A 22,328-nucleotide genomic window follows, 5' to 3' on the forward strand; every position below is an offset into this window, starting at 1 on the left:
GCGGATGACCGCCGGACATGTCAGTCGAACATCAGTCCAGCGGCGCCGAACGCAGGTTGCTGACCTGTTGCGGCGACACCGGCGTACCGTGGTTGCCCCAGGACATACGGATGTACGTCACGACCGAAGCCACTTCCGTATCCGACAGCGCCTGTGCGAACGGCGGCATGCCGTGCGGCATCGGGTTGCCTTCCGTACTCGGCGGATAACCGCCGTTGAGCGTCATGCGGATCGGGTTGACGGCCGACGGCATCTGGATGGACTGGTTGTTGGCGAGCGGCGGGTAAGCCGGCGGCTTGCCGAGACCGTTCTCCGCGTGGCACTTCGCGCAGTTCTCGGTGTACACCTTCTTGCCCAGCGTCAGCAGTTCGCCGCCGAACTTCTCAGAGGTTTCGAGCTGCATGACTTCCGGCGCTTCCTTCTTCTGCGGGATCGACTTGAGATACGTCGAGATCGCGTTGATGTCCGCGTCGGTCATGTACTGCAGGCTGTTGTGGACCACTTCGGCCATCGGACCGAACACCGCGCCGCGCTGCGACACGCCGGTCTTCAGCAGGTCGTTGATGTCCTTCAGGTCCCAGTCGCCGAGGCCGGCTTCCTTGTTCGACGTCAGCGACGGCGCATACCAGTTCTGCAGCGGGATCAGGCCGCCGGCAAAGGCCGCCGAGCTGACCGGGCCGCCCATCGCGTTGATCGACGTATGGCACATGCCGCAATGGCCGAGGCCTTCGACCAGGTACGCGCCGCGGTTCCATTCGACCGACTTGGTGGGATCCGGCTTGTACTCGCCTTCCGAGAAGAACAGCGTGCGCCAGCCGATCAGCAGGTTGCGGTTGTTGAACGGGAAGCGCAGTTCGTGCGGACGGCTCGGCTCATTGACCGGCGCGACCGAGCGCAGGTACGCGTAGATTGCATCCGAATCGGCGCGCGTGACCTTCGTGTAGCTCGTGAACGGGAAGCCCGGGTAAAGCAGGCTGCCGTCCTTCGATCGGCCCGTGTGCATCGCGCGGTAGAAGTCGTCCGACGTCCACTTGCCGATGCCGTATTGATCGTCCGGCGTGATGTTCGGCGTGAACATGGTGCCGAACGGCGTGGCCATCGGCAGGCCGCCGCCGAACTGCTTGCCGCCGCGCACCGTATGGCACGCGATACAGTCGCCGGCGCGGGCCAGATACTCGCCTTGCTTGATGAGGGCGGCCTTGTCGGCCGGCGTCGCCGCGACGGCGCCGCCCGAATGCAGGTTGTCGCCGCCCGACCAGAGGACGGCGCCGGCTGCGACGGCTGCCACCACGACAGCCGAGGAAAGTGCGAACAGGGACTTGCGTTTCATTGTGTTGTCGCTCCAGACGCCTTATTGCGGTTCGCTGCCGCAGGTGAGCGGCATCTTCAACGAGCCAGCGGGCGCGGGCACCGGGTTGGCGGGTGCTTGTTGCGTGGAGAGCCAGGCGGCGACGGCAGTGACGTCGTCGTCCGTCAGGCGCGAGGCGATCTGCTGCATGCAGTCAGGAGCCTTCGCGTGACGCGTGCCCGACTTCCATGCGCCGACCTGCGCGCTGATGTAGTCCGAATGCAGGCCGACGAGCCCCGGAATGGCCGGCTGCATGCCGGTGAGACCCTTGCCGTGGCAGGCCGCGCAAGCGGGAATGTTCTTCGAGGGATCGCCGTTCAGCACGATCTGCTGGCCGCGCGCGAGCGTGCTGCTCGACACGTTCGACTTGGCAGGCGGCGGATACGGGGGACGCTGGTTCGAGAAGTACGTGGCGATCTGATGAAGGTAGTCGTCCGAGAGGTACGTGACGAGGTAGTTCATCGGCGGATACTTGCGCCGGCCTTCGCGGAAATTCTGGAGCTGGTTGTACAGATAGTCGGCAGGCTTGCCGGCCAGACGCGGGAAGTAGTCGTTGTCCGTGCCTTCGCCGTGAACGCCGTGGCACGCGGTGCAGCCTTGCACGCGCGCGGCCATGCTGTCGGTCGCCGGCTGATTGGCCGTCTGGGCTTGCGCTTGTGCGCCGAAAACGCCGGCGCTGCTGATCAGAGCCAAGGCAAGCAGCGGACGGAAGATGCGTCTTGAAAACACGCGACACTCCATGAAATTCGGGGACCTGCCGAGCTTCGTGCGGCTCGGTGCGAAGGTGGCGAACCACGGCCACGCAGGGGACTGACAGTGGCGACAGGTGGCGGACCACGGCCACAGCGGCTCGACGAGCCTCTGATGCGACGCGGCATTCTATCATCGATGCATGATGATGACTATTTGACACAATCGCGCCGTGAGTCCGGTTGCAGCGCATTCGCGACAATTTGCCGCGCAGCAGCGAACGGTTCAAAAGCCAGGCCTTGTCATTCGACAAAGACTCGACTCGGAAGCACGCTTCAGCTCTTACGATCCATGCAGTTTCGGAAGTGCATGGGCAAATTGCAAGGCGTTTTGCAGGCAATCGATGCTGTGCCGCACCGTGACCTGTCCGATCGACTTCTCCGGCCTGGTTTAGACTCGCTCCGGTTTCTCTCCAGGATCATCCTCCTGGCCATGCGCCTTCCCTTTGCTCTTGCCGTACACCTTGCACGATGAGTGACGATTTTCTCTGGTTCGCGCAGACCGCTTTCGCGGCGGCCGCGGATATCGCTTTCGCCTGCGCGCTTGGCGCCTTGATGTTCAGAGTGTGGCTGTCCCGGGAACAGGCCTTTGCGCCGCTTTCGCCAGCGCTGGCCGGCTGGCGACGGGCCGCGCGCATCGGGGCCGGCGCCGCGAGCGTGCTCGTGCTGTGCAGCTTTGCGTCGCTCTGGCTGGAAGCAGCGGCGATGAGCGGCGCGCCCGTCATCAAGGCCGGCGCCTCGCTGTGGCTCGTGGCCACGGGCACGCATGCGGGTATCGGCGGATCGGTCAGTCTGGCGGGCAGCGTGCTGTTGTGGCTTGCCGCCGTGTCGGACCGGCCGGCATCGGCAGCGCGGACGGGACTGGCTGCGTGCGCGGTGCTGATCGTGGCAGCGGGCAAGTCGGCGGTCGGACATGCGGCCGACGCCGGAGCGTTCTCCGCGGCCGAAGCCGTGCAGGCGTTGCATCTGCTTGCAACGGCTGGATGGGGCGGCGTGGTCATCGCGGGCGCGTGGGTGTTGCCGGCGCTGGATACATCGACGGCGCGCGCAACGCTGATCCGCCTGACGGCGCGCATGTCGCGCGCGGCGATGGTCGCGGTGGCGCTGGTCATCGCGACGGGCGCGTTCAACGCGTGGCGCGGCACCGGCGGCTCGCCGGGCGTGCTCATGTCGAGCGCATGGGGTCATGCACTGCTCGTCAAGCTTGGCTTGATCGCGGCGGCGCTGCTGCTCGGCGCGCTGAACCGCTGGTCGGGATTGCCGCGTTTGCAACGCAGCGCGGCGACAGCGGATGCGCACACGGTCATCAACGTTCTGCGCCTCGAAGCATTGCTGATGGCCGGCGTGTTCGTCGCCGCGGCCGTGTTGTCTCGCAGCGTGCCGGGCGCGTCGCTCGCGGGTTGAGCGGCTGGCTGCGCCTGTTCGACTCTCCGCCTATTCGTACCCGAGCCGGTGACTGACGATCGGCGCACAGAACAGTGCCACCGCGCAGCCAATGACCTTCCCCTGCAATTCGACGAAGGCCAGGTGCGAGTCGCTATAAAAGATGACTTCGAGCAGTTGCGGCAGGCAGAACACCGCCGCCGCGCCGATGAAACAGCGCGTCACCCGCGTGATGCGCCATCCGCGCTGGGCGCCCATGCCCGCCGCCACCACGCGCGCCACCCCGAGCGCGACGAGTGAACCGACTGCCAGCTGGGCCCGAACGTACTCGTCGGGAAGAACTTGCCACATGATCGTTCTCGCTGTTTTTTAGTGACTGTTGTCGAGCATAGCCGCAAGAAGCTCGCCAGTATGTACGAGAAAACGCAATTCGTGGGCAGGATATGCAGGGCCGGAGCGTGCGGCCCGCAGCGCGTCAGAAGGTGTGTTCCGGACCGGGGAAGCTGCCGTCCTTGACCGCGCGGACATAGGCCTCGACGCCGGCGAAGATGTTCGGCTGACCCTGCATGAAATCCTTCACGAAGCGCGGACGCTTGCCATGAAAGATGCCGAGCATGTCGTGCAGCACGAGCACCTGTCCGGAACAGTCGATACCCGCGCCGATGCCGATCGTCGGAATGGCGAGGCCCTGCGTCACGTCACGGGCGAGCAGAGTGGGCACGGCTTCGATCACGAGCAGTTGCGCGCCCGCTTCCTGGAGCGCGAGGGCGTCGCGCTTCATGCGTTCGGCCGCGGCGTCCGATTTGCCCTGCACCTTGAAGCCGCCGAACGCATGCACCGATTGCGGCGTCAGGCCGACATGCCCGCACACCGGAATCGACCGTTCGACGAGAAAGCGCACCGTTTCCGCTAGCCACTCGCCGCCTTCGATCTTCACCATCTGCGCGCCCGCGCGCATCAGCTTGACGGCGTGACCGTAGGCTTCTTCCTTCGAGCCGAGCGTGCCGAACGGCATGTCGGCGACGATCAGCGCGCTCTTGTTGCCGCGCGTCACCGAGGCCGTGTGATAGGCGATGTCGTCCACCGTCACCGGCAGCGTCGTGCCGTGACCTTGCAGCACGTTGCCGAGCGAGTCGCCGATCAGCAGCACATCGACGCCCGCGCGGTCGAGCAGCGCGGCGAAGCTCGCGTCGTAGCAGGTCAGCATCGCGATGCGTTCGCCTGCCTCGCGCATGGCCTGGAGCTTGGGGACGGTGATCGTCGAGCGATTCGTTTCCTGCAGGTACGTCATGATGGTTTCACTGGAGAGGAGAAAGGGCGCCGTTGCATCACTACGCCGTCATGCGCTCACGCCGACACGCCCTTGACAAAGAATTCCTTGCGCCCGCGCATGCTGTCGATGCGCTCCAGAAGCAAGGCGAGATCTTCATCCGACGCGAGCGGATTCAGATGTTCCGCGTTCACGGTGAGCAGCGGCGTCGCGTCGTAGTGATAGAAGAACTCGTTGTAGGCGTCGCACAGCGCGCGCAGATAGGCGTCGGAGATCTGCAGTTCCATCGGCAGCGCGCGCTTTTGAATGCGCGAGAACAGCACTTCGGGACTGGCCTGCAAATAGATGACGAGATCGGGCGCGGGACCGCTGGCGTGCAGACGGCCCGCGATGTCCTTGTACAACTGGAACTCATCGTCGCTCAGCGTGAGGCGCGCGAACAGTTCGCTCTTCTGCGTGACGAAGTCGGCCATCAGCGGCGTGCCGCTCGCGACGATGCCGGCGGCCTCCGCTGCCTGCGCCGTGCGCTGCAACGCAAAGCTCAGTTGCGTGGCGAGCGCGTGACGCGTCGTGTCGCGATAGAAGCGTTCGAGAAACGGGTTGTCCTGCGGACGCTCGAACAGCGTGCGCATCGACCAGCGTTCGGCGAGCAGCGTGGCGAGCGTGGTCTTGCCGACGCCGATCGGCCCTTCGATCGCAATGTAGCGATGCGGCGGCTTGAGTTGCGGCGCGGTGACGGTCAGAGGCGGGACGCTCATCGGCAATCGGTCTTGTTGGAGGCGGCGGGATTCGCGCCGCGTGCGGGTGAGCCGGCCATGCACTGGCAGGCGGCGACTTTCTCGATGCGCTGCTCGACGACGGCCGCCATGAAGGCATCCGCGCGGCCGCGCTGGGGCAGGATGAGATCGGGTTCGAGTTCGATGAGCGGCACCAGCACGAAAGCGCGCTCGGTCATGCGCGGATGCGGCACGACGAGATCCGGTTCGTCGATGCTCGATGCGCCGTACAGCAGGATGTCGAGATCGAGCGTGCGCGGCGCGTTGCGATACGGCCGCTCGCGTCCGAACTGCTCTTCGATGCCGTGGCACAGACGCAGCAGCGCGCGGGCGGGCAGGCTGGTCTCTAGCTTGACGACGCAGTTGAAGTAGTCGTCGCCGGTGGCGTCGATGGGCGCAGTCCGGTAGAGGCTCGACTTCGCGAGCACGGTGATCGTGTGCTGCTGGGCGAGACACACGACGGCGTCTTTCAGGGTCTGGCGCGCATCGCCGAGATTCGCTCCCAGGCCCAGATAAGCAATCGTCATGGCAGAAGTCCTACGCGTGGGTCTCAGCAAAAGCGGAAGCGGACAAGCGACACACTCAGGCGATGTCGCTCTGCGCTACTTTAACCAAAACCTGCGTCATGCGTTGTCCGCGTCTTCGCGCCTGCTTGCGTTGTCCGGTGCGGGGCCGTCAACACTGCCTGAATTCATTTCGGTTTGCGGACCGGCTGCGGCGGCATCGCCCGAACGGCGCTTGGCATTGCTGCGGCGGCGCCGCTTCTTCGGGCCGCTGCTTTCCTTGCCGCCTTGCGTGAGCAGGCCTTCACGTGCGACGTGATCGCTCTCGATGAAGTCGCTCCACCATTGACCGATCTCCGCATCGAGTTCGCCCGATTCGCAACGCAGCAGCAGGAAATCATACCCCGCCCGGAAGCGCGGGTGTTCGAGCAGCTTCAGCGCACTGCGGCCGCGTTTTTCCAGCCGGTGCTGAAGACCCCAGATCTCGCGCATGTCGGACGAGAAGCGCTTGTGGATCGCGAGCTTCTCGGTCTGCATGTCGAGCACGTCGTCCATCGCGCGATGCAGCGCCGGCACCGGATACTCGCCGTTCGCCGTGTATTGCTGCCAGCGGGTCTGCACGTCGTGCCACAACAGCGTGGCGAACAGGAAGCCCGGCGACACCGGCTTGCCCGCGCGCACGCGTTCGTCGGTGCTGGTGAGCGCGAGCGTGACGAACTTCTCGCCGTGCGGCTGTTCGAGCACTACGTCGAGCAAGGGCAGCACGCCATGATGCAGACCTTCCTGACGCAGCCGCGTGAGACACGCGAGCGCGTGGCCGGACAGCAGCAGCTTGAGCATTTCATCGAACAGACGCGCGGCCGGCACGTTGTTCATCAGGTCGGCGAGTTCCTTGATCGGCGCGCGCGTGGCTTCGTCGATCTCGAAACCGAGTTTCGCCGCGAAGCGCACCACGCGCAGCATGCGCACCGGGTCCTCGCGATAACGCGTGGCCGGGTCGCCGATCATGCGCAGCAGGCGCGCGCGGATGTCGGCCATGCCGTCGTGATAGTCCAGCACGGTCTGCGTGGCCGGATCGTAGTACATCGCGTTGATGGTGAAGTCGCGGCGCGTGGCGTCCTCGTGCTGCTCGCCCCAGACGTTGTCGCGCAGCACGCGGCCGCTCGCATCCACGGCGTGGGTGCGGCTGTCGAGTTCACCGCGCTTCAGCCGGCGCGGCGGCTCGGCGGCGGGTTCCGGCGGCGCGTCCATCAGCGCGCGGAAGGTCGAGGTCTCGATGATGTCCTGTCCGAACTGCACGTGCACGATCTGAAAGCGCCGGCCGATGATGCGCGCGCGGCGGAACAGCTTCTGCACCTGGTCGGGGGTCGCGTCGGTGGCGACGTCGAAGTCCTTGGGCGCGACGCCGAGCAACAGGTCGCGCACCGCGCCGCCGACGATGAACGCGCGATGCCCCGCATGCTGCAGGCCGTCGGTGACGCGCACGGCGTTCTTCGAGATCAGCGACGGATCGATGCCGTGGATCTCCGACGACAGGATGACCGGCACGCTCGGGTCGCGCCGGGGCGGCGCGGCGGCTTTCTTGCGCGGGCTTCTGCTGGCGGGGCGGGCAGGGCGGGCGTCGGGCGAAGCTGTCGGCGTGTCGTTGGGCGCGGTCCCGATGGATTCGGCGCTTTCTTGCCCGAACAGCTTGCGGATGAGTTTTTTAATCACGTGTGTCGAAGAGATTCAGAATGCGCCAGCCTCGGGCTTGCGCATGCGCGCGCAGGGTGTCGTCGGGATTGGTGGCGACGGGGTCGGTGACGCGCTCGAGGAGCGGGATGTCGTTATGCGAGTCGCTGTAGAAGAAGCTGTGCTTGAAGTCGTCGAGCGTCTTGCCGAGCGTGGCGAGCCACTGCTCCACGCGCACGATCTTGCCCTCGCGATAGCTCGGCGTGCCGGTCGGCTTGCCGGTGAGCGCGCCGTGCGGATGATCGTCGACGGTTTCGACTTCGCAGGCGATCAGCGTTTCGATGCCGAAGGCCTCGGCGATCGGCGCGGTGATGAACGCGTTGGTCGCGGTGACGAGACAGCAGAGGTCGCCGTTGTCCTGATGCTCGCGCACCAGCGTGACGGCGGACGGCACGATGCGCGGGTTGATCACTTCCTGCATGAACTGCGCGTGCCAGTCGGTGAGCTGCGCGCGCGAATATTTCGCGAGCGGCGCGAGCATGGCATGCAGATAGGCGTTGATGTCGAGCACGCCCGCCTTGTAGTCGGCGTAGAAGGCATCGTTCTGGCGCGCGAAGGAATCCGCGTCGACGATGCCCAGCTTCACCATGAAGCGGCCCCATTCGTGGTCGCTGTCGGTGGGGATGAGCGTGTGGTCGAGATCAAAGAGGGCGAGGTTCATGGGTGCGCATTTTACTTGAAGCGGGTCGGATCGTTGTCCGGGGCGGCGGGCGGCGCATCCGGACCGGACGGCTCGCCGGGCAGGTCGGCCGGCGCGCCGCGTCCGCCCTGTTGCAGCATGGCGCGCAGCAGCGGGCGCGTCACCGCGCGTTTCTGTTCGAGCGAGAAGCGGTCGAGTTCGTCGAGCAGCGCCATCAGGCTCGGCATGTCGCGGCGAAAATGCGTGAGCAGGTAGCCCGGCACGTCGTCCGCCAGCACGATGCCGCGCTCGCGCGCCGCGTGCTTCAGCACGGCGGCCTTGGCGTCGTCGGAGAGCGGCTGGAGATGGAACACGAGACCCCAGCCGAGCCGCGTGCGCAGGTCTTCGCGCACCGTGAGCGCGAGCGGCGCGTCGTTGCCGGTTGCGACCAGCGCGCTCAGCGGATGCGCGCGCACTTCATTGAACAGGTTGAAGAGGGCGATCTGCTGGGCGGGTGAAAGGACATCGCAATCGTCGACGGCATAGAGCGTCACGCGCGGATCGAAGTTGAACGCGTTGAGGGCGCTTTGCGGGCTCATATAGCGCGCGTGGCCGCTGGCTTCGTGGATCAGCGCCTGCAGCAGGTGACTGCGGCCGCTGCCCGGCTCGCCCCAGATATAGAACGTGCGGTCGGCGACCGGCCCGGCCGCGAGCGCGCCTTCGAGGTCGCGCAGCCGCGAAATCAGTTCGTGATTGCCGGTGGCGAAGAAGTTGGCGAAGGTGGCGGGCGGCGGCGTGCCGAGATCGAGCGTCAGTTGGCGTTGCACGGGAATCGGAGTCGTCGGGCCTGGGGTCGGGCAGGTTTCGAAACGTGCGGCCAGGCCGCGCGGGTGCGCGACGCGGGCAGGCGGCGCGGATGAGCGACGCGGTGGTGCAGGATAACCGCCGCCGGCCGTGCGCGCGCCGTAACGGGCGCGACGCGCGGCCGCGCCGGAGTCCGGGGCGCCGTTGCCGCAGCGATGCTCGCGCGTGGCAACAGCGTGAGAATCGGTCGGCGGGTCATCATCGGGTAAAATCGCATTTTACCGACCTTCTCGCACCTCCCCCATGAATCAGCCGAAATCCACCCCGGAAACCCAAGGTTTGTCTTACCGCGACGCGGGCGTGGACATCGACGCCGGCGACGCGCTCGTCGATCGCATCAAGCCCTTTGCCAAGAAGACGTTGCGTGATGGCGTGCTGGGCGGCATCGGCGGATTCGGCGCGCTGTTCGAGGTGCCGAAGAAGTACAAGGAGCCGGTGCTCGTGTCGGGCACGGACGGCGTCGGCACCAAGCTGCGTCTCGCGTTCACGCTGAACCGCCACGACACCGTGGGCCAGGATCTCGTCGCGATGAGCGTCAACGACATCCTCGTGCAGGGCGCCGAGCCGTTGTTCTTCCTCGATTACTTCGCCTGCGGCAAGCTGGACGTGGACACGGCAGCGGACGTCGTGAAGGGCATCGCGCGGGGTTGCGAACTGGCGGGCTGCGCGCTGATCGGTGGCGAGACGGCGGAAATGCCAGGCATGTATCCCGACGGCGAATACGACCTCGCGGGTTTCGCGGTGGGCGCGGTGGAGAAGAGCAAGATCATCGACGGCAGCACGATCAAGCCGGGCGACGTGGTTCTGGGGCTGGCGTCGAGCGGCATCCATTCGAACGGCTATTCGCTGGTGCGCAAGATCATCGAGCGCGCGAATCCGGACCTGAACGCCGACTTCGACGGCCGCACGCTCGCCGACGCGCTGATGGCGCCCACGCGCATCTACGTGAAGCCGCTGTTGCAGGCGATGCAGAGCATCACGGTGAAGGGCATGGCGCACATCACCGGCGGCGGGCTGGTGGAGAACATTCCGCGCGTGCTGCGCGACGGGCTGACGGCGGAACTGGATCACCGCGCCTGGCCGTTGCCGCCGCTGTTCGCGTGGCTGCAGAAGCATGGCGGCGTCGCGGATGCGGAGATGCATCGGGTGTTCAACTGCGGTATCGGCATGGCGGTGATCGTCGCGGCGGAAGATGCGGAAGCGGCCATCGGTCTGTTGTCGGGCGCGGGCGAGCAGGTCTGGAAGATCGGCGTCGTGCGCGAAAGTCAGGCGGGCGAGGCGCAGACGGTGGTGGTTTGAGGCTGGTGGGCTGATCAGTCTGAATGAGAGAAACCCTCGCGCTTTGCGAGGGTTTTTTGTTTGTGCGTTGCCGTTTCAGATACCTCGCACTATTCGAGCGGCTGAGCCAAGCGGCGCTCCAGATCGGGCAAGGCTGTCTGTACCGTTTCCCAGACGATGTCCAGGTTAGTGTCGAAGTACCCATGGGTCATGCGGTTCCGCATACCGCGCAGCTTCTTCCACGGAACCGCGGCATTGGCCTGCGCGAACGCCGGGAATTCTGTTTCGATCTGAACCGCCGCCTCTCCGATCACGATGAGATTCAAAATGACGGCTTGCTGGATCATGCGCGTTTCCATGAACTCGGCCTTGTCGATGCGCGCGATGTACTCGCGCGCCGTTCGAGAGACGCAATTGCCGCTGTTTCGCGTTCATAAAGACAGCGCCTCGTCGAGCACGTCGCGGCGGAATTTCGGCGGCAAGTCCAGGGGCGTCACAACGTCTATCGACACGCCGAGCAAGTCCTCCAGCTCAACCTGAATGGCGCCGAGATCAAGCAATGTGGCGCCTGGCAGCGCATCGACGAGAAGGTCGAGATCGCTTTCGTCGCTGTCGTCGCCGTGCAGTACCGAGCCGAATACGCGAGCATTGGCGGCGTGATTCGTCGTGACGATGCGCAGAATGTCCTGTCGATGTGCGCGCGGCGCCTCAAGACCAAGTCAAGCGGATCAGAGTGCCGCCGCCCGCTCCAGCGCCTCCATCGCCCTTTCCGGCGCATCCGCCGCGCAACAATCCACCACGGCCCGCTCCGGCATCCCGCGCAGCCAGGTCAACTGCCGCTTGCACAATTGACGCGTCGCGAACACGCCCTTGTCGCGCATCTCGTCGTAGGGCGTCGCGCCATTGAGGTATTCCCACGCCTGCCGATACCCGACGCAGCGCATCGACGGCATCGACAGATCGAGATCGCCGCGCGCGCGCAGGCGCTTCACTTCGTCGATGAAACCGTGCGCCAGCATCGCATCGAAGCGCGCCTCGATGCGCGCGTGCAGCACCGCCCGGTCCGACGGCTCCAGCGCCACCGGCACGAAGCGCCAGCGCATGTCCCGCTCGACGACGCGCGGCGCGGCGAACAGCGCGGACATCGGCTGGCCGGTCAGCATGTGAATTTCGAGCGCGCGCTGGATGCGCTGTGAATCGTTCGGCGCGAGCCGTGCTGCCGTGTCCGGATCGAGCGCCGCGAGACGTGCGTGCAGCGCAGGCCAGCCGTCGCGTTCGGCGTCGGCATCGAGGGCGGCGCGCACCGCGGGATCGGCGCCCGGCAGATCGTTGAGGCCCTGCGTCAGCGCCTTGAAGTAGAGCATCGTGCCGCCGACCAGCAACGGCAGCCGGCCGCGCGCGACGATTTCCTCGACCAGCCGCAGCGTATCGGCGCGAAACTGCGCGGCGGAGTAGGACTCGGCCGGATCGATGATGTCGATCAGATGATGCGGCGCCGCCACGCGCTCTTCGACGCTCGGCTTCGCCGTACCGACATCCATCTCGCGATACACCAGCGCCGAATCCACACTGATGATCTCGACCGGATGCCGCGCCGCGAACGCGAGCGCGGCGGCAGTCTTGCCGGACGCCGTCGGTCCGAGCAGACAGGCTACGGGCAGGGCGGCAGCGCTCATTGTCCGCGCATGAAGAGGCGGTCGAGATCCGCAAGCGTCAGCTGGAACCAGGTCGGCCGCCCGTGATTGCACTGATCCGCGCGCTCTGTCGCTTCCATCTGGCGCAGCAGCGCGTTCATTTCGTCGAGCGTCAGGCGGCGGTTCGCCCGCACCGCGTTGTGGCACGCGAGCGTGCCGAGCAGTTCGTGCTGGCGTTCGGTCAGCACGCGCGAGCCGCCGTAGGCATGCAGGTCGGCGAGCACGGCGTGCGCGAGCGCCTGCAGATCGGCGTCCTTCAGCAACGCGGGCACGGCGCGGATCGCGATGGAAGTCGGCGAGAGCACCGCAAGATCGAAGCCGAGCGCATCGAGCGTCTCTTTCTCTTCCTCGACGATGCCGATTTCCACCGGTTCCGCCGTCATCGACACCGGAATCAGCAGCGGCTGCACCGCGACGGTGTGATCGGCGAGGGCATGCTTGAACTGTTCGTAGAGAATGCGTTCGTGGGCCGCGTGCATGTCGACGAGGACAAGCCCGCGCGCGTTCTGCGCCAGCACATAGATGCCATGGATCTGCCCGACCGCGAAGCCGAGCGGCTGGTCGTCGGCCTGCGTGGAAGCGGCGGGTCCGTAGGCAGGCGTAGCGCTGTCGCTGGCCCATACGGGCGCTTGCGCGGAGGTCGGGTAGGGCGTGTCACGGTTCTCCGGCGGCGTCGTTGCGCTCGAGGTGCCCGCGTCCTTGCGCCCGAACAGCGCGTCGTACAGCGCCAGCGGCTGCGCGACCGGCAGCGCGCCCTGCGTCATGCGCGACTGGCGCAGCCAGTTCGTGCCGTTCTCGCTCGTGCTCCCCGTACCCCGCGTGGCGAGCGGATCGTTGCCTGCGAACGGCTTCGCGCTGAACGACGCCGGACCGGTTGTCTGCAATTGCGCCGCGTGTCCGCCCGAAGTCGTTTCCGGCGATGCGCCCGCGTGCCGTGCCAGCGCCCGCTGCACGGCATGGAACACGTACTGGTGAATCGAGCGTGAATCGCGGAAGCGCACCTCGATCTTCGAGGGATGCACGTTCACATCGACGGATTCGGGCGGCAGATCCAGAAACAGCACGTAGGCGGGGTAACGATTGCCGTGCAGCACGTCTTCGTAGGCGGCGCGCACCGCGTGGGTCAGCAGCTTGTCGCGCACGAAGCGGCCGTTGACGAAGAAGTATTGCTGGTCGGCGCGGCCGCGGCTGGCGGTGGGCAGGCCCGCGCAGCCGTAGACGGCGAGCGGCCCGGCGCGTTCGTCGAGCGGCAGGTGCGCGGTTTCGAAGACCTCGCCCAGGATCTTCGCGACGCGCGTTTGCGGATCGGTGGCGTTCCAGTGTTCGACGGCACGGCCGTTGTGCATCACCGAGATCGCCACGTCCGGGCGCGCCAGCGCCGTGCGGCGTATCACGTCCAGGCAATGGCCCAGTTCGGTCTGTTCGCTTTTCAGAAACTTGCGGCGCGCAGGCGTGTTGAAATACAGCTCGCGCACTTCCATGGTCGTGCCGGTCGTGCCCGCCGCGGGCGACAGCACGCCGGTCTGGGCATCGATGCGGGTGGCGTGCGGGCAGGCGTCGGTGCGGCTCGTGATGAACAACTCGGCCACCGAGGCAATCGACGCAATCGCTTCGCCGCGAAACCCGAGCGTGGCAACCGCTTCGAGGTCGGCAAGCGAGCGGATCTTGCTGGTCGCATGGCGCAGCAGCGCGAGCGGCAGTTCGCCGGGTGGCATGCCGCAGCCGTCATCGGCGACGACGATGCGCTTGACGCCGCCTTCGTCGAGCGTGATGCGCAGCGTCCGGGCGCCGGCATCGAGGGCATTTTCGAGCAGTTCCTTGACCACCGACGCCGGCCGTTCCACCACTTCGCCCGCGGCGATCTGGCTGATGAGCTGGTCGGGCAGCGGCGCGATGCCGCGCGAACGGCGCGGGGCATCCGCGGTCAAAGCGGCGGCGGAGGGTTCGTTGAGGTCGGCCATGGCGAAATTATAGCGATTCGCCCGTAGCCGCTCCGACGTCGGCCGTTTCGCCCAGACGCCTGAACGCGTGCCCCACTGCGTGCTTTTTAACTGACGCGACGCGGCACTTCGGTATCATGGCGCGACTCCCTTTTCCGACCCCCGGATGCGCCGCTCGCCGCGGCCACTGGACTTCTTTCGAGGAACGCTTTTGGACACGCTGCTGCAATTCCTGGGACTCATCCTGCACATCGACAAGTCGCTGGGGGTCTTCATCCAGAGCTACGGCGCCTGGGTCTACGCGGTGTTGTTCCTGATCGTATTCTGCGAGACCGGGCTTGTTGTGTTCCCGTTCCTGCCGGGCGATTCGCTGCTGTTCATCGGCGGCGCGTTCGCCGCGTCCCACGAGATGAATCTGCTGGCGCTGATCGCGCTGCTGCTGATCGCCGCCGTCACCGGCAACACGCTGAACTACTGGATCGGCCGCGCCATCGGGCCGAAGGTCTTCGACACCAACATCCCCGTGCTCGAACGCTTCCTCGACCGCGCCGCGCTGCAGAAGACGCACAACTTCTACGAGCGTCATGGCGGCAAGACCATCGTCATTGCGCGTTTCGTGCCGGTGGTCCGGACGTTTGCGCCGTTCGTCGCGGGCGTGTCCGGCATGAGCCACGCGCGCTTCCAGTTGTTCAACGTGCTGGGCGCGCTGTTCTGGGTGCTGCTGCTCGTACTGCTCGGCTACTTCTTCGGCAACATTCCGTTCATCAAGCAGTATCTGAATGTGATCGTGCTGGTGGGGATCGGCGCGGCGATCGTGCCGGTATTGCTCGGCGCATTGTGGAAAATGAGCCGGCGGCGCAACTCCAAGGCCTGAGGGCCCGGCACGCGCTCACGGAGCCGGACGATGCGTGTCGTTTGGCGCATTTGAACGAATTCGCTCCGCCAATGTTCTATGCTGGCGAAGTTTGTGCTGTTCCAGCAATCGGGATCCGCGCGGCGCAGGTGGCATGAGCGGCGCGCGGCAGGCAGCCGCGTGCCGACGCGGTCGCAAGTCAGAAAAGTTCAAGACTAAAAGCATGAGAAAGCAGGTGGTGATGCACATGGAAGCGTTCGGAATGCAGGCGGCGCGGGGATCGAACACGCATCGTTCGATCATGAGAACGCTGCTTGCAGCGGGGATGGCGGCCGGTCTGGCCGCGTGTTCGTCGACGCCGCGCACGCCGGCGCCGATCGTCGAAAGTTCGGTGAGCAGTGCGCCGCCGGTCGTGCAGAGCCCGTCTGCGGGCGTGACGACCGCGCCAGCCGTGCCGCTCGCGGCGCCTGTCGTTGCGCCGCTTGCGCCGACAGCGCCGGTCGAAGCGGGCTTCTATCGGGTCAAGCCGGGCGACACGCTCTATGGCATCTCGCGCACTTTCAAGCAGCAACCCGCCGATCTGATCACGTGGAACCATCTGCCCGAGAGCAAGCAGGTCAACATCGGACAGGTGTTGCGGGTCATGCCGCCGGGCTCGACAGGCGTTGCTTCGGCAACTGCGTCTTCATCGACGGTGAAGTCGGCGCAGCCGCCGCTCCTGTCGACGCCCGACAAGTCAGCGGCCGCGAAGCCTGCCCAGTCCCCTGCCCCGGCCACTGAACATGCGAGCACCAGCAGCGCCCCCGTAGGCAAGGGCACTTTCGCGTGGCCTGCGCACGGTGACGTCGTCCGCAAGTTCGGGGCGAGCGGCAACAAGGGTATCGACATCGAAGGCAAGGTCGGCCAGCCGGTCAAGGCCGCGGCGGCCGGCAAGGTCGTGTATGCGGGCAGCGGCTTGCGCTCGTATGGCAGCATGATCATCGTCAAGCACGGCAGCGACTATCTCACCGCCTACGCCTACAACGAAAAGCTGCTCGTGAAGGAAGGCGATACCGTCAAGCAGGGCGCGACCATCGCCGACATGGGTACCGGCCCGAGCGGCACGCCGGCGCTGCACTTCGAAGTGAGAAAGGCGGGCGCCGCCATCGATCCGATGCCGCTGCTGGGCTCGGCCGGCGGCTGATTCCGCGCGTGGACACGCGGGCGAGGGGAGCGGAGATGAGAAAGATCGTGTGCAGCGTGTTGGTCGCGGTATCGGCTGCGGTGCTGCTGTCGGGCTGCGATCAGCAATCTGGCGAGGATGCAGTGAACAAGCTCAAGGCGTTCTTCAATGCGGTGAAGCCGGACACGCTGCTGCTCAAGAACCTGCAGCCGGGCGTCACGACCGAGGCGCAGATCCGCGACCAGATGGGCGAGCCCGAGACCGAGCGGAATTTCACCGACGGCAGCAAGCGCCTCGAATATCCGCGCGGTCCCGCCGGCACGAATACCTATATGGTCGACCTCGATGCCAACGGCCGCTTCGTGTCCGTCACTCAGGTCCTGACGGCCGCGAACTTCGCGAAGGTTCGTCCCGGCATGACCATGGACGAAGCCCGCAGGCTGCTGGGCAAGCCGACGACCATCGCCGAATATCCGCTCAAGAAGGAGCGCGTGTGGAGCTGGCACTGGCTGGAGGACGGCGTGAACCAGGACGCGATGTTCAATGCGCACTTCGGTCCGGACGGCACGGTGGTGACGACCTCGCGCTCCGAGTCGATCCGCGGCGGTCAGCACTGACCGCTGCCTTGCATCCCATGGCACGCCTGGACAAGCGCAACGCGTATCGTCAGCCGATGGCGGCAGCGGCGCGTTATCGGGAACGCGCGGCGAGTGGAGCGAACCCGGATGCCTCCGTGCTGTGGACGTGTACGTGCGGACATGCGTGGGATGCATCGCCCGAATCGGCGCAGAACGTGCGGTGCATGAACTGCGCATTGCAGCGTCGCGATGCGGCCACGCGGCGCCTGCGCGACATGGCGCAGGCACGCGGCGGCGTGCTGCTTTCACCGTGCTATGTCGACGACGCCACGCCGCTTCAATGGCAGTGCGCGTTCGGTCATGTCTGGAGCGCCCGGGCGGAGCTTGCGCCGCGTGTCTGGTGCACGGAATGCGCGCGGCGGGTGTTTTCGCGGTATCGCTGAATTTGTTTGGTTGTTCAGCGTTGACTTCAGCGTGACAGCAAAAGAAAAAGCCGGCGTGAGCCGGCTTTTGAACATCGTGTTGTCGGAGCGTCGGCTTGTTTGCCTGCGACTCACAGGGCCGTTGTCAAAAGCATGCGCGTGTTGTGTTGTGATCCGGCTTGTGCGCTTTGCTTCCATCAACGAACCGTTCGAGTGCCGCCCATCCTGTTTCTCGGTCTCTCAGCGCGCCGTACTGCTTCCCCCCGTGCGCTAAGGACAAGTATCGTGAGCGTTCATTCGTCTGACTGTTCGGTCGCAAACATTTGTTCCGGTTGCTGCATGTTTTCCGGGAAAGTACGGATGTCATGTGTTGCGAACACGCCACCGTTCTTTTTCCATCACGCAGGTTGAGCGCGCTTGAGGCCCGAGCGCATGCTCGCGGCGAGCAGCGATTGCGTGACCATCCGGGCTTCCGCCTGCGCGATATGCTCGAGCGTCGCTTCCTCCAGTTGCTGACCGAAGAGCGCGAGCGCCGTGCAGAGTTGAGCGTGGGCGTCGGCATCGAGGATCCACGCGCCTTCGGCTGAGTGATGCGTATCGAGTGCGACGAGCGCTTCGTGTGCGACCGTGATGGCGTCGGCGCAATCGGCTGCGTGGCCCAGCTGACACAGTTCCTCGGCAACCAGAAGGTGACGGCACAGCGTCATGAAGAGCGTCTGCGAGCCGTGGCCGCGATCGAATGCATCGAGTGCGGCGTAACACTGCAACAGCATGCCGTCGATCATCGGCTCGCGCGCCGCGCGGCTGTACGTCAGCGAGCGGAGCAACGGCGACATGGCCGGACGGCCGGATTTCATGCTGGTCGATTTCTTCTTCACAGAAGCACTCCCGATAGAGTTTCTCGCGTAGGCCGGCGCGTTGCGCGACGCCGGGACGCGGGTTGCGCGGATGCATTCGACATGAATGCATCTTCGCACCGGAAAATTAGGCTTGTCTTAAGCGTTGAGTCTTTTGTTTCAGGCGGGCGTCAAGGTCTCGCCCGACACGCGCACCTTCTGGCCGACGGCCACGCCCGGCGCGGCGTCGTAGTTGAAGCTGCGCACATTGCCGTCGTTCATGCGGACCTGCACCTGATAGGTGGTCGTCTTGTGAACGACGTGCTCGATCTGGTTGCCCGCGAGGCCTCCGCCGATCGCGCCGAGAATCGTCGCCGCCGTGCGGCCGCGGCCATTGCCGATCTGCGTGCCCGCGAGGCCGCCGACCACCGCGCCGCCGATCGCGCCGATGCCCGTCGACGGCTGCGCGGTCTGCACGGCGTTGACGGCGGTCACCTGGCCGGCGTAGGGATCGTAGGCGGGGACGGGATTCTGTGCAGGCTGGACGGTCTCGCGAACCGGCTCGACGGCGCGCGCGGGATTCACGTGATGTCCGCGTACTGCGCGCGGCAGGGGGGTGTTCTTCTGGCTTGCTGGCTGCGACGGTGCGGTTCCCGCAACTTGCGCATCGACGAGCGGTGAGGCCGTGACGGTGGTCGCGGTCGCTTTCGACGACGGCAGCAGCCCGGTCATCGCCGCGATGCCGGTGCCGCACGCAAGGATCACCGACACGGCCGCAGCCGCGACCAGCGGATGAATGCGCGACGCTTTCGTCGGGACGTCGGACTGGATCTGGGGAAGGGCGTTCATGGCGGTGACTCCGGTTGTCGGCATGCGAAGCGCGGGTGCCTGTCTGCCATAAACGCGATGCCGCGCGCGCGGTGGACGCACGAGGTGTGACATTTGTAAGCAAACGTCGTGGGACCTTTGCGAGCCCGTCATTCGTTGGCTCGTATCAGCGTGCGAGAATCGAGCGCGGCATTGATGTCCGCCAATTGGAACGACTGACACCGAGCTTCAAAACATGTCAAGGCACGAAGAAGACGAGTTTGAGATTGTCGAGAACCCTGATTACGTCCGGGTCATGCCGGAGTACACGTCGAACGGCATATGGCATTCGATGGCATGCACATGGATCCGGAAGAACTTCCGGTGTCAGATGATCTGAAGGCGCGGCTTGAGCAGTGGGCTGACTGGTACAACATCAACGATGATTTCAATCCGCCGGAGGAGCGTCGGAACCGGTTGGACTGGACCAAATTCAGTGCGGAGGGAGTCGCGATTGCGCGCGCTATCAAGCAGGCGCTGCCCGCTTGGACCGTGGTCTGGTGGGATGAGAAAATTCTTAGCGAGCTTGTGAACTTGGGCGAGACGCCGCAGCGCAGTCTCTATGCATTTGAAGTGACGTCGGACGGCACGCTTGAACCTCTGGAGAACGAGCCGAACAGATAGCGCGGGCACCGGCTTGGGTGGTTCAGGACGTGTTATCGGGAAGGGTAGCGGTGCCGTGTAGCAATCTGTCTTCGGGAATTGCCGGCACCTGAGACGGACGCCACAACGCGCCCTACCAGAGGATCTCCGCAGCCGGAACGCAAAAAAGCCGCTGTTCCTTTCGGAACAGCGGCTTTTTCTTGAAGCTGGTGGCGAATCAGGGATTCGCGACGTTCGCTGTCAGAACCCTGTTCCGCCTTGCTTTGCGGCTGCTACACGATGTTAGGATAGCAGGTCGGGGTAACAGTTCAAGAGCGAGGTTTCAACAGCAGTTACGTCAGCAAGTGCCTTCTGCGGGAACAGACTGTCGTTTCAACGCCTTCCAGTAACGAGTGAATCGGCCTTTTCCTTTTGGGTTTGCGCGGAACGGCGCGGCGAGATTCGCGAGATTTGAAGCCGGTAAAGGTCTTTCGTTTCGTTTCGCTTCCGTGCCGAGGCACCCCAAGCCATCCGTCTTGCCAAGGTGCCTGGGGAAAGTAGCATCCCGACTGGGACGATGCCTCTCCGCGGTTGACGTGCAGGCGCGTTATTTTTTCATTGCCGCTCCAACAGCGTTCAAATGCTCTTCGTAACGATTGAATGAATCATCCTGGCGCAGGTGGGAATAGTTCTCAAGGACGGTTCTGAGCTTGTCGTGCAGCAACTCCGCCGCGGTAAGGTAGTCGCCGGGGTGCTTGCGCAGCCAATCCGTTGCGACGAGATGCCGAATAGCATGGGGCGCGAAGCCTGGCGTTTCGGGGATGAGCTTACGGGTGCGACGTGCCACTTGCTTGTTCAGGTTTTGCCACTTCTTCCCAGTCTTTCCCGGGAATACCCAAGCGCCACTCGGATTGCTCTTCAGAAGCCGCGGGCGGTGCTCGCAAAGATATTCCTCGATACGATGATTCATCGAGCGTGGGAGTGGCGCGTCGTAGTCGGTCTGTGCGGCGTGCCGGTCATTCTTAAAATCTCGAGCACCAAATCGCAAGCGCCACTGCCCGTCTTCCCTTTGATAGAGTGAGCCGGTACCGTTTTCGCGCCAAGTCATGAGCATGCAGTTGCGCGCTCTCAATGGATTAGCCAACAGTACGGATAGCAGTAATGCATCGCGTTTGTACACACTTTCTTGGATGCTTGCCGGCGCGGCTTGTGCAGCCAACTCGTCAAGAGCCTCGACAGCACGAAACAACGGCGCGAGCGGTTCGGACAGATTGAGTAATCCTTGAATCGGTTCGTAAGGCTTACGAGATTGTTCTTTGGCGTCGCGTGCCCATCGCCTGTAGAGCTGATAGGCTTCGGAACAAGCGTCAGCCCACGAACGCCTAGCGTAGTGTGCCGGAACTCGGGACGCGAATGACGGCTGCTGCACTAGGTAACCGGTTTTGGCATTCGTCAAACTTGCCCCCAATGCGCAAAAGCCCGCGTGACCGGCATGGACCGTTCCATCAGAACGGTCGCTCATGAATTCGAGGTAGCCCTCAATTGCAGACGGCACGGCGAGCCATGCAAGCGATTGGGCCGCGTCTGCGGGCACGCCAAACCCGCCGCATTCTATAGGAAGCGTTAGGAAGCCGATGAAGCTGCGCAGACGGTTCAAGGCGATATCGGCAGTGGGGCAGCCCCTGTTTGCCCGACGCGCATGTGGCGAAAGGTTGCGCCCAATCTTGTCGAACGGCAGCACCCGCCACGAACCCTCGTCGGACCGCTCAAGCTGCGGACTTTTCGATGTCTTGTAGTCGAAGAAGTCAAACCACTCTCGGAGAAACTCCTCCGACATGTCAGCGTATGACAAGCGATATTTTTTCTTTGTGTTCAGGCGGTGGCGTTCGCGAAAGGGAATTGATTGGTGGGACGACTGCGCGTTGGGACTGGTTTTCGGTGGAATTAGGGCCAGTAGTGCATCTCGTTCCAGCCCCAACTCGACCTCTATTCTGTGAACAGACGCAAATGTCCGTCTATCAGGGTAGCCGCCCTTGAGCCAGCGTTGGATGGCGGACGTCGAAGCACCAGCGCGCCTGGCGAGTGTTTTTGCCGCCAAGCCTGTCGATGCGATTGTGTGTCGAAGCAGTTTGTGAAACGGACTTTGATTTTCGACCGTAGGTGAGCCCACTGGCATACGGACGGATGGGCTTCGCAATGAGCAAACGACGCTGTGCCAAGCGCGAAGATGGCTGCGTCGGTCGCTTTTCGTTCGCGCCTTGACATCTAGGGAGTCAAGGTATGACTGCAACCCTTCGTCGAATCCGGTGAGAAATTCGCGTCCGACGTTTGCGTCTTCGGTCTTTCCTGAAAAAGCCAAATACGAGTGCAGCGTCGATAAGTGGTTACGAAGAATCTGCGTTGCGGTTGAGACGGCTACTTCTGCAGGCGTGACGAGGTCACGTTTTCTTGCGGCGATTACTTCATTGTAGGTTATGGACATCGAGGAGTCTTCAAGGGCACCGACGAGCCGCCAAGATTGAGATGGGCCTTCGTTATGGCAAAGACGCAGACGATAACGAAGATATTCCAAGTGCTTGATTTCACGTGAACTAGCCATAGGACCTCCAGACATTTGCCCCCCAGGCAGATGCCCAGCCGTCCGTTACGTCTTTGGCGGGACCGATGATGCGTGGTTGATGGTTTGCTATATAGAGATGCCGCTTAAATGCGCTTGCGCGAAGCGCTGCAAAGCAATAGTCCGGAGCCGTCATGTAGCGACTTACCTATCAGGGGCGTGGTTTGCGAACAGCTAGGGCGGTGGTTGGAGGATGCGGAACAGGCTGCCGCGACGTCGAACCGTGCGGAGGTAATGCGGATTTGGTTCGCAAAAT

General features: G+C 64.4%; 22 protein-coding genes and 1 pseudogene. 7 read left to right on the plus strand and 16 right to left on the minus strand.

Features of this window, described 5'->3' with window-relative positions; all coding sequences use genetic code 11:
• Positions 1–31: 31 nt before the first annotated feature.
• Positions 32–1,330 carry a cytochrome c gene (locus QCE64_RS02000; RefSeq protein WP_309913903.1) on the minus strand — a complete coding sequence of 433 codons (1,299 nt, stop codon included), beginning with the start codon at positions 1,328–1,330 and terminating at the stop codon, positions 32–34.
• 21 nt (positions 1,331–1,351) lie between these two features.
• Positions 1,352–2,089, minus strand: a complete 738-nt coding sequence (locus tag QCE64_RS02005) for a c-type cytochrome (RefSeq protein WP_309807306.1) — start codon at positions 2,087–2,089, stop codon at positions 1,352–1,354.
• A 479-nt stretch (positions 2,090–2,568) separates the two neighbouring features.
• Here QCE64_RS02005 and QCE64_RS02010 point away from each other — a divergent pair, with 479 nt between their 5' ends.
• Entirely contained in the window at positions 2,569–3,501 is a 933-nt protein-coding gene (locus QCE64_RS02010; protein ID WP_310002515.1) for a CopD family protein, read from the plus strand.
• 30 nt (positions 3,502–3,531) lie between these two features.
• Here QCE64_RS02010 and QCE64_RS02015 read toward each other — a convergent pair whose 3' ends face one another.
• The 7 genes from QCE64_RS02015 to hda all read right to left on the minus strand — a co-directional run bounded on the left by QCE64_RS02015 (position 3,532) and on the right by hda (position 9,212).
• A complete protein-coding gene (locus QCE64_RS02015) occupies positions 3,532–3,831 on the minus strand; it encodes a hypothetical protein (protein WP_310002516.1) in 300 nt (99 codons plus the stop codon).
• Between the two features lie 124 nt (positions 3,832–3,955).
• Complete coding sequence (gene panB / locus QCE64_RS02020) at positions 3,956–4,771, minus strand: 3-methyl-2-oxobutanoate hydroxymethyltransferase (RefSeq protein ID WP_309929209.1); 816 nt, start codon at positions 4,769–4,771, stop codon at positions 3,956–3,958.
• A 56-nt stretch (positions 4,772–4,827) separates the two neighbouring features.
• Positions 4,828–5,508: a deoxynucleoside kinase gene (locus QCE64_RS02025; protein WP_310002518.1), complete on the minus strand. Its 681-nt coding sequence runs from the start codon at positions 5,506–5,508 to the stop codon at positions 4,828–4,830.
• Positions 5,505–6,053: a 2-amino-4-hydroxy-6-hydroxymethyldihydropteridine diphosphokinase gene (gene folK, locus QCE64_RS02030; protein ID WP_309807312.1), complete on the minus strand. Its 549-nt coding sequence runs from the start codon at positions 6,051–6,053 to the stop codon at positions 5,505–5,507. Before folK ends, QCE64_RS02025 begins: the two co-directional genes overlap by 4 nt.
• Positions 6,054–6,149: 96 nt before the next feature.
• The gene (gene pcnB, locus QCE64_RS02035) at positions 6,150–7,742 is read right to left on the minus strand and encodes a polynucleotide adenylyltransferase PcnB (RefSeq protein WP_309913918.1); all 1,593 of its coding nucleotides are present in this window, start codon (positions 7,740–7,742) and stop codon (positions 6,150–6,152) included.
• Positions 7,735–8,421 (minus strand): HAD family hydrolase, encoded by a 687-nt coding sequence (locus QCE64_RS02040; protein WP_309807314.1) that lies wholly within the window; start codon positions 8,419–8,421, stop codon positions 7,735–7,737. Before QCE64_RS02040 ends, pcnB begins: the two co-directional genes overlap by 8 nt.
• An 11-nt stretch (positions 8,422–8,432) precedes the next feature.
• A complete protein-coding gene (gene hda / locus QCE64_RS02045) occupies positions 8,433–9,212 on the minus strand; it encodes a DnaA regulatory inactivator Hda (RefSeq protein ID WP_309919560.1) in 780 nt (259 codons plus the stop codon).
• Between the two features lie 274 nt (positions 9,213–9,486).
• On the opposite strand from hda, the gene purM reads away from it, so the two are divergent.
• Positions 9,487–10,542 (plus strand): phosphoribosylformylglycinamidine cyclo-ligase, encoded by a 1,056-nt coding sequence (gene purM, locus QCE64_RS02050; protein ID WP_309913924.1) that lies wholly within the window; start codon positions 9,487–9,489, stop codon positions 10,540–10,542.
• Positions 10,543–10,631: 89 nt separating this feature from the next.
• On the opposite strand, the pseudogene QCE64_RS02055 reads toward purM, so the two are convergent.
• The 4 genes and pseudogenes from QCE64_RS02055 to mutL form a co-directional block, all read right to left on the minus strand.
• Positions 10,632–10,919: pseudogene (locus tag QCE64_RS02055) on the minus strand (DUF86 domain-containing protein); the annotation flags it as partial.
• 33 nt (positions 10,920–10,952) lie between these two features.
• Positions 10,953–11,204, minus strand: coding sequence for a nucleotidyltransferase domain-containing protein (locus QCE64_RS02060; RefSeq protein ID WP_310004113.1), 252 nt, complete (start codon positions 11,202–11,204; stop codon positions 10,953–10,955).
• Positions 11,205–11,249: 45 nt separating this feature from the next.
• Entirely contained in the window at positions 11,250–12,197 is a 948-nt protein-coding gene (gene miaA / locus QCE64_RS02065) for a tRNA (adenosine(37)-N6)-dimethylallyltransferase MiaA (protein ID WP_310002520.1), read from the minus strand.
• A complete protein-coding gene (gene mutL / locus QCE64_RS02070) occupies positions 12,194–14,176 on the minus strand; it encodes a DNA mismatch repair endonuclease MutL (RefSeq protein WP_310002521.1) in 1,983 nt (660 codons plus the stop codon). The genes miaA and mutL overlap by 4 nt, the downstream gene beginning before the upstream one ends.
• Positions 14,177–14,366: 190 nt before the next feature.
• On the opposite strand from mutL, the gene QCE64_RS02075 reads away from it, so the two are divergent.
• From QCE64_RS02075 to QCE64_RS02090, 4 genes are all read left to right on the plus strand, one after another.
• Positions 14,367–15,029, plus strand: a complete 663-nt coding sequence (locus tag QCE64_RS02075) for a DedA family protein (protein WP_309913937.1) — start codon at positions 14,367–14,369, stop codon at positions 15,027–15,029.
• A 202-nt stretch (positions 15,030–15,231) separates the two neighbouring features.
• Positions 15,232–16,191 (plus strand): peptidoglycan DD-metalloendopeptidase family protein, encoded by a 960-nt coding sequence (locus QCE64_RS02080; RefSeq protein ID WP_310002522.1) that lies wholly within the window; start codon positions 15,232–15,234, stop codon positions 16,189–16,191.
• A gap of 35 nt (positions 16,192–16,226) precedes the next feature.
• On the plus strand, positions 16,227–16,787 hold the full coding sequence (locus tag QCE64_RS02085) for a hypothetical protein (protein WP_309913943.1): 561 nt from the start codon (positions 16,227–16,229) through the stop codon (positions 16,785–16,787).
• A 17-nt stretch (positions 16,788–16,804) separates the two neighbouring features.
• Entirely contained in the window at positions 16,805–17,191 is a 387-nt protein-coding gene (locus QCE64_RS02090; protein WP_310002524.1) for a hypothetical protein, read from the plus strand.
• 377 nt (positions 17,192–17,568) lie between these two features.
• Here the strand turns inward: QCE64_RS02090 and QCE64_RS02095 are convergent, their stop codons facing one another.
• Positions 17,569–18,048 (minus strand): hypothetical protein, encoded by a 480-nt coding sequence (locus QCE64_RS02095; protein WP_309913948.1) that lies wholly within the window; start codon positions 18,046–18,048, stop codon positions 17,569–17,571.
• 138 nt (positions 18,049–18,186) lie between these two features.
• Entirely contained in the window at positions 18,187–18,855 is a 669-nt protein-coding gene (locus tag QCE64_RS02100) for a glycine zipper 2TM domain-containing protein (RefSeq protein WP_309913951.1), read from the minus strand.
• Between the two features lie 321 nt (positions 18,856–19,176).
• Between QCE64_RS02100 and QCE64_RS02105 the strand changes: the two genes are divergently transcribed.
• Complete coding sequence (locus tag QCE64_RS02105; RefSeq protein WP_310002525.1) at positions 19,177–19,497, plus strand: hypothetical protein; 321 nt, start codon at positions 19,177–19,179, stop codon at positions 19,495–19,497.
• A gap of 565 nt (positions 19,498–20,062) precedes the next feature.
• Here QCE64_RS02105 and QCE64_RS02110 read toward each other — a convergent pair.
• Positions 20,063–22,054: a hypothetical protein gene (locus QCE64_RS02110; protein WP_310002526.1), complete on the minus strand. Its 1,992-nt coding sequence runs from the start codon at positions 22,052–22,054 to the stop codon at positions 20,063–20,065.
• Positions 22,055–22,328 lie beyond the last annotated feature (274 nt).

Origin of the sequence: Caballeronia sp. LZ043 (assembly GCF_031451075.1) — a bacterium.
Taxonomy (GTDB): Bacteria; Pseudomonadota; Gammaproteobacteria; order Burkholderiales; family Burkholderiaceae; genus Caballeronia.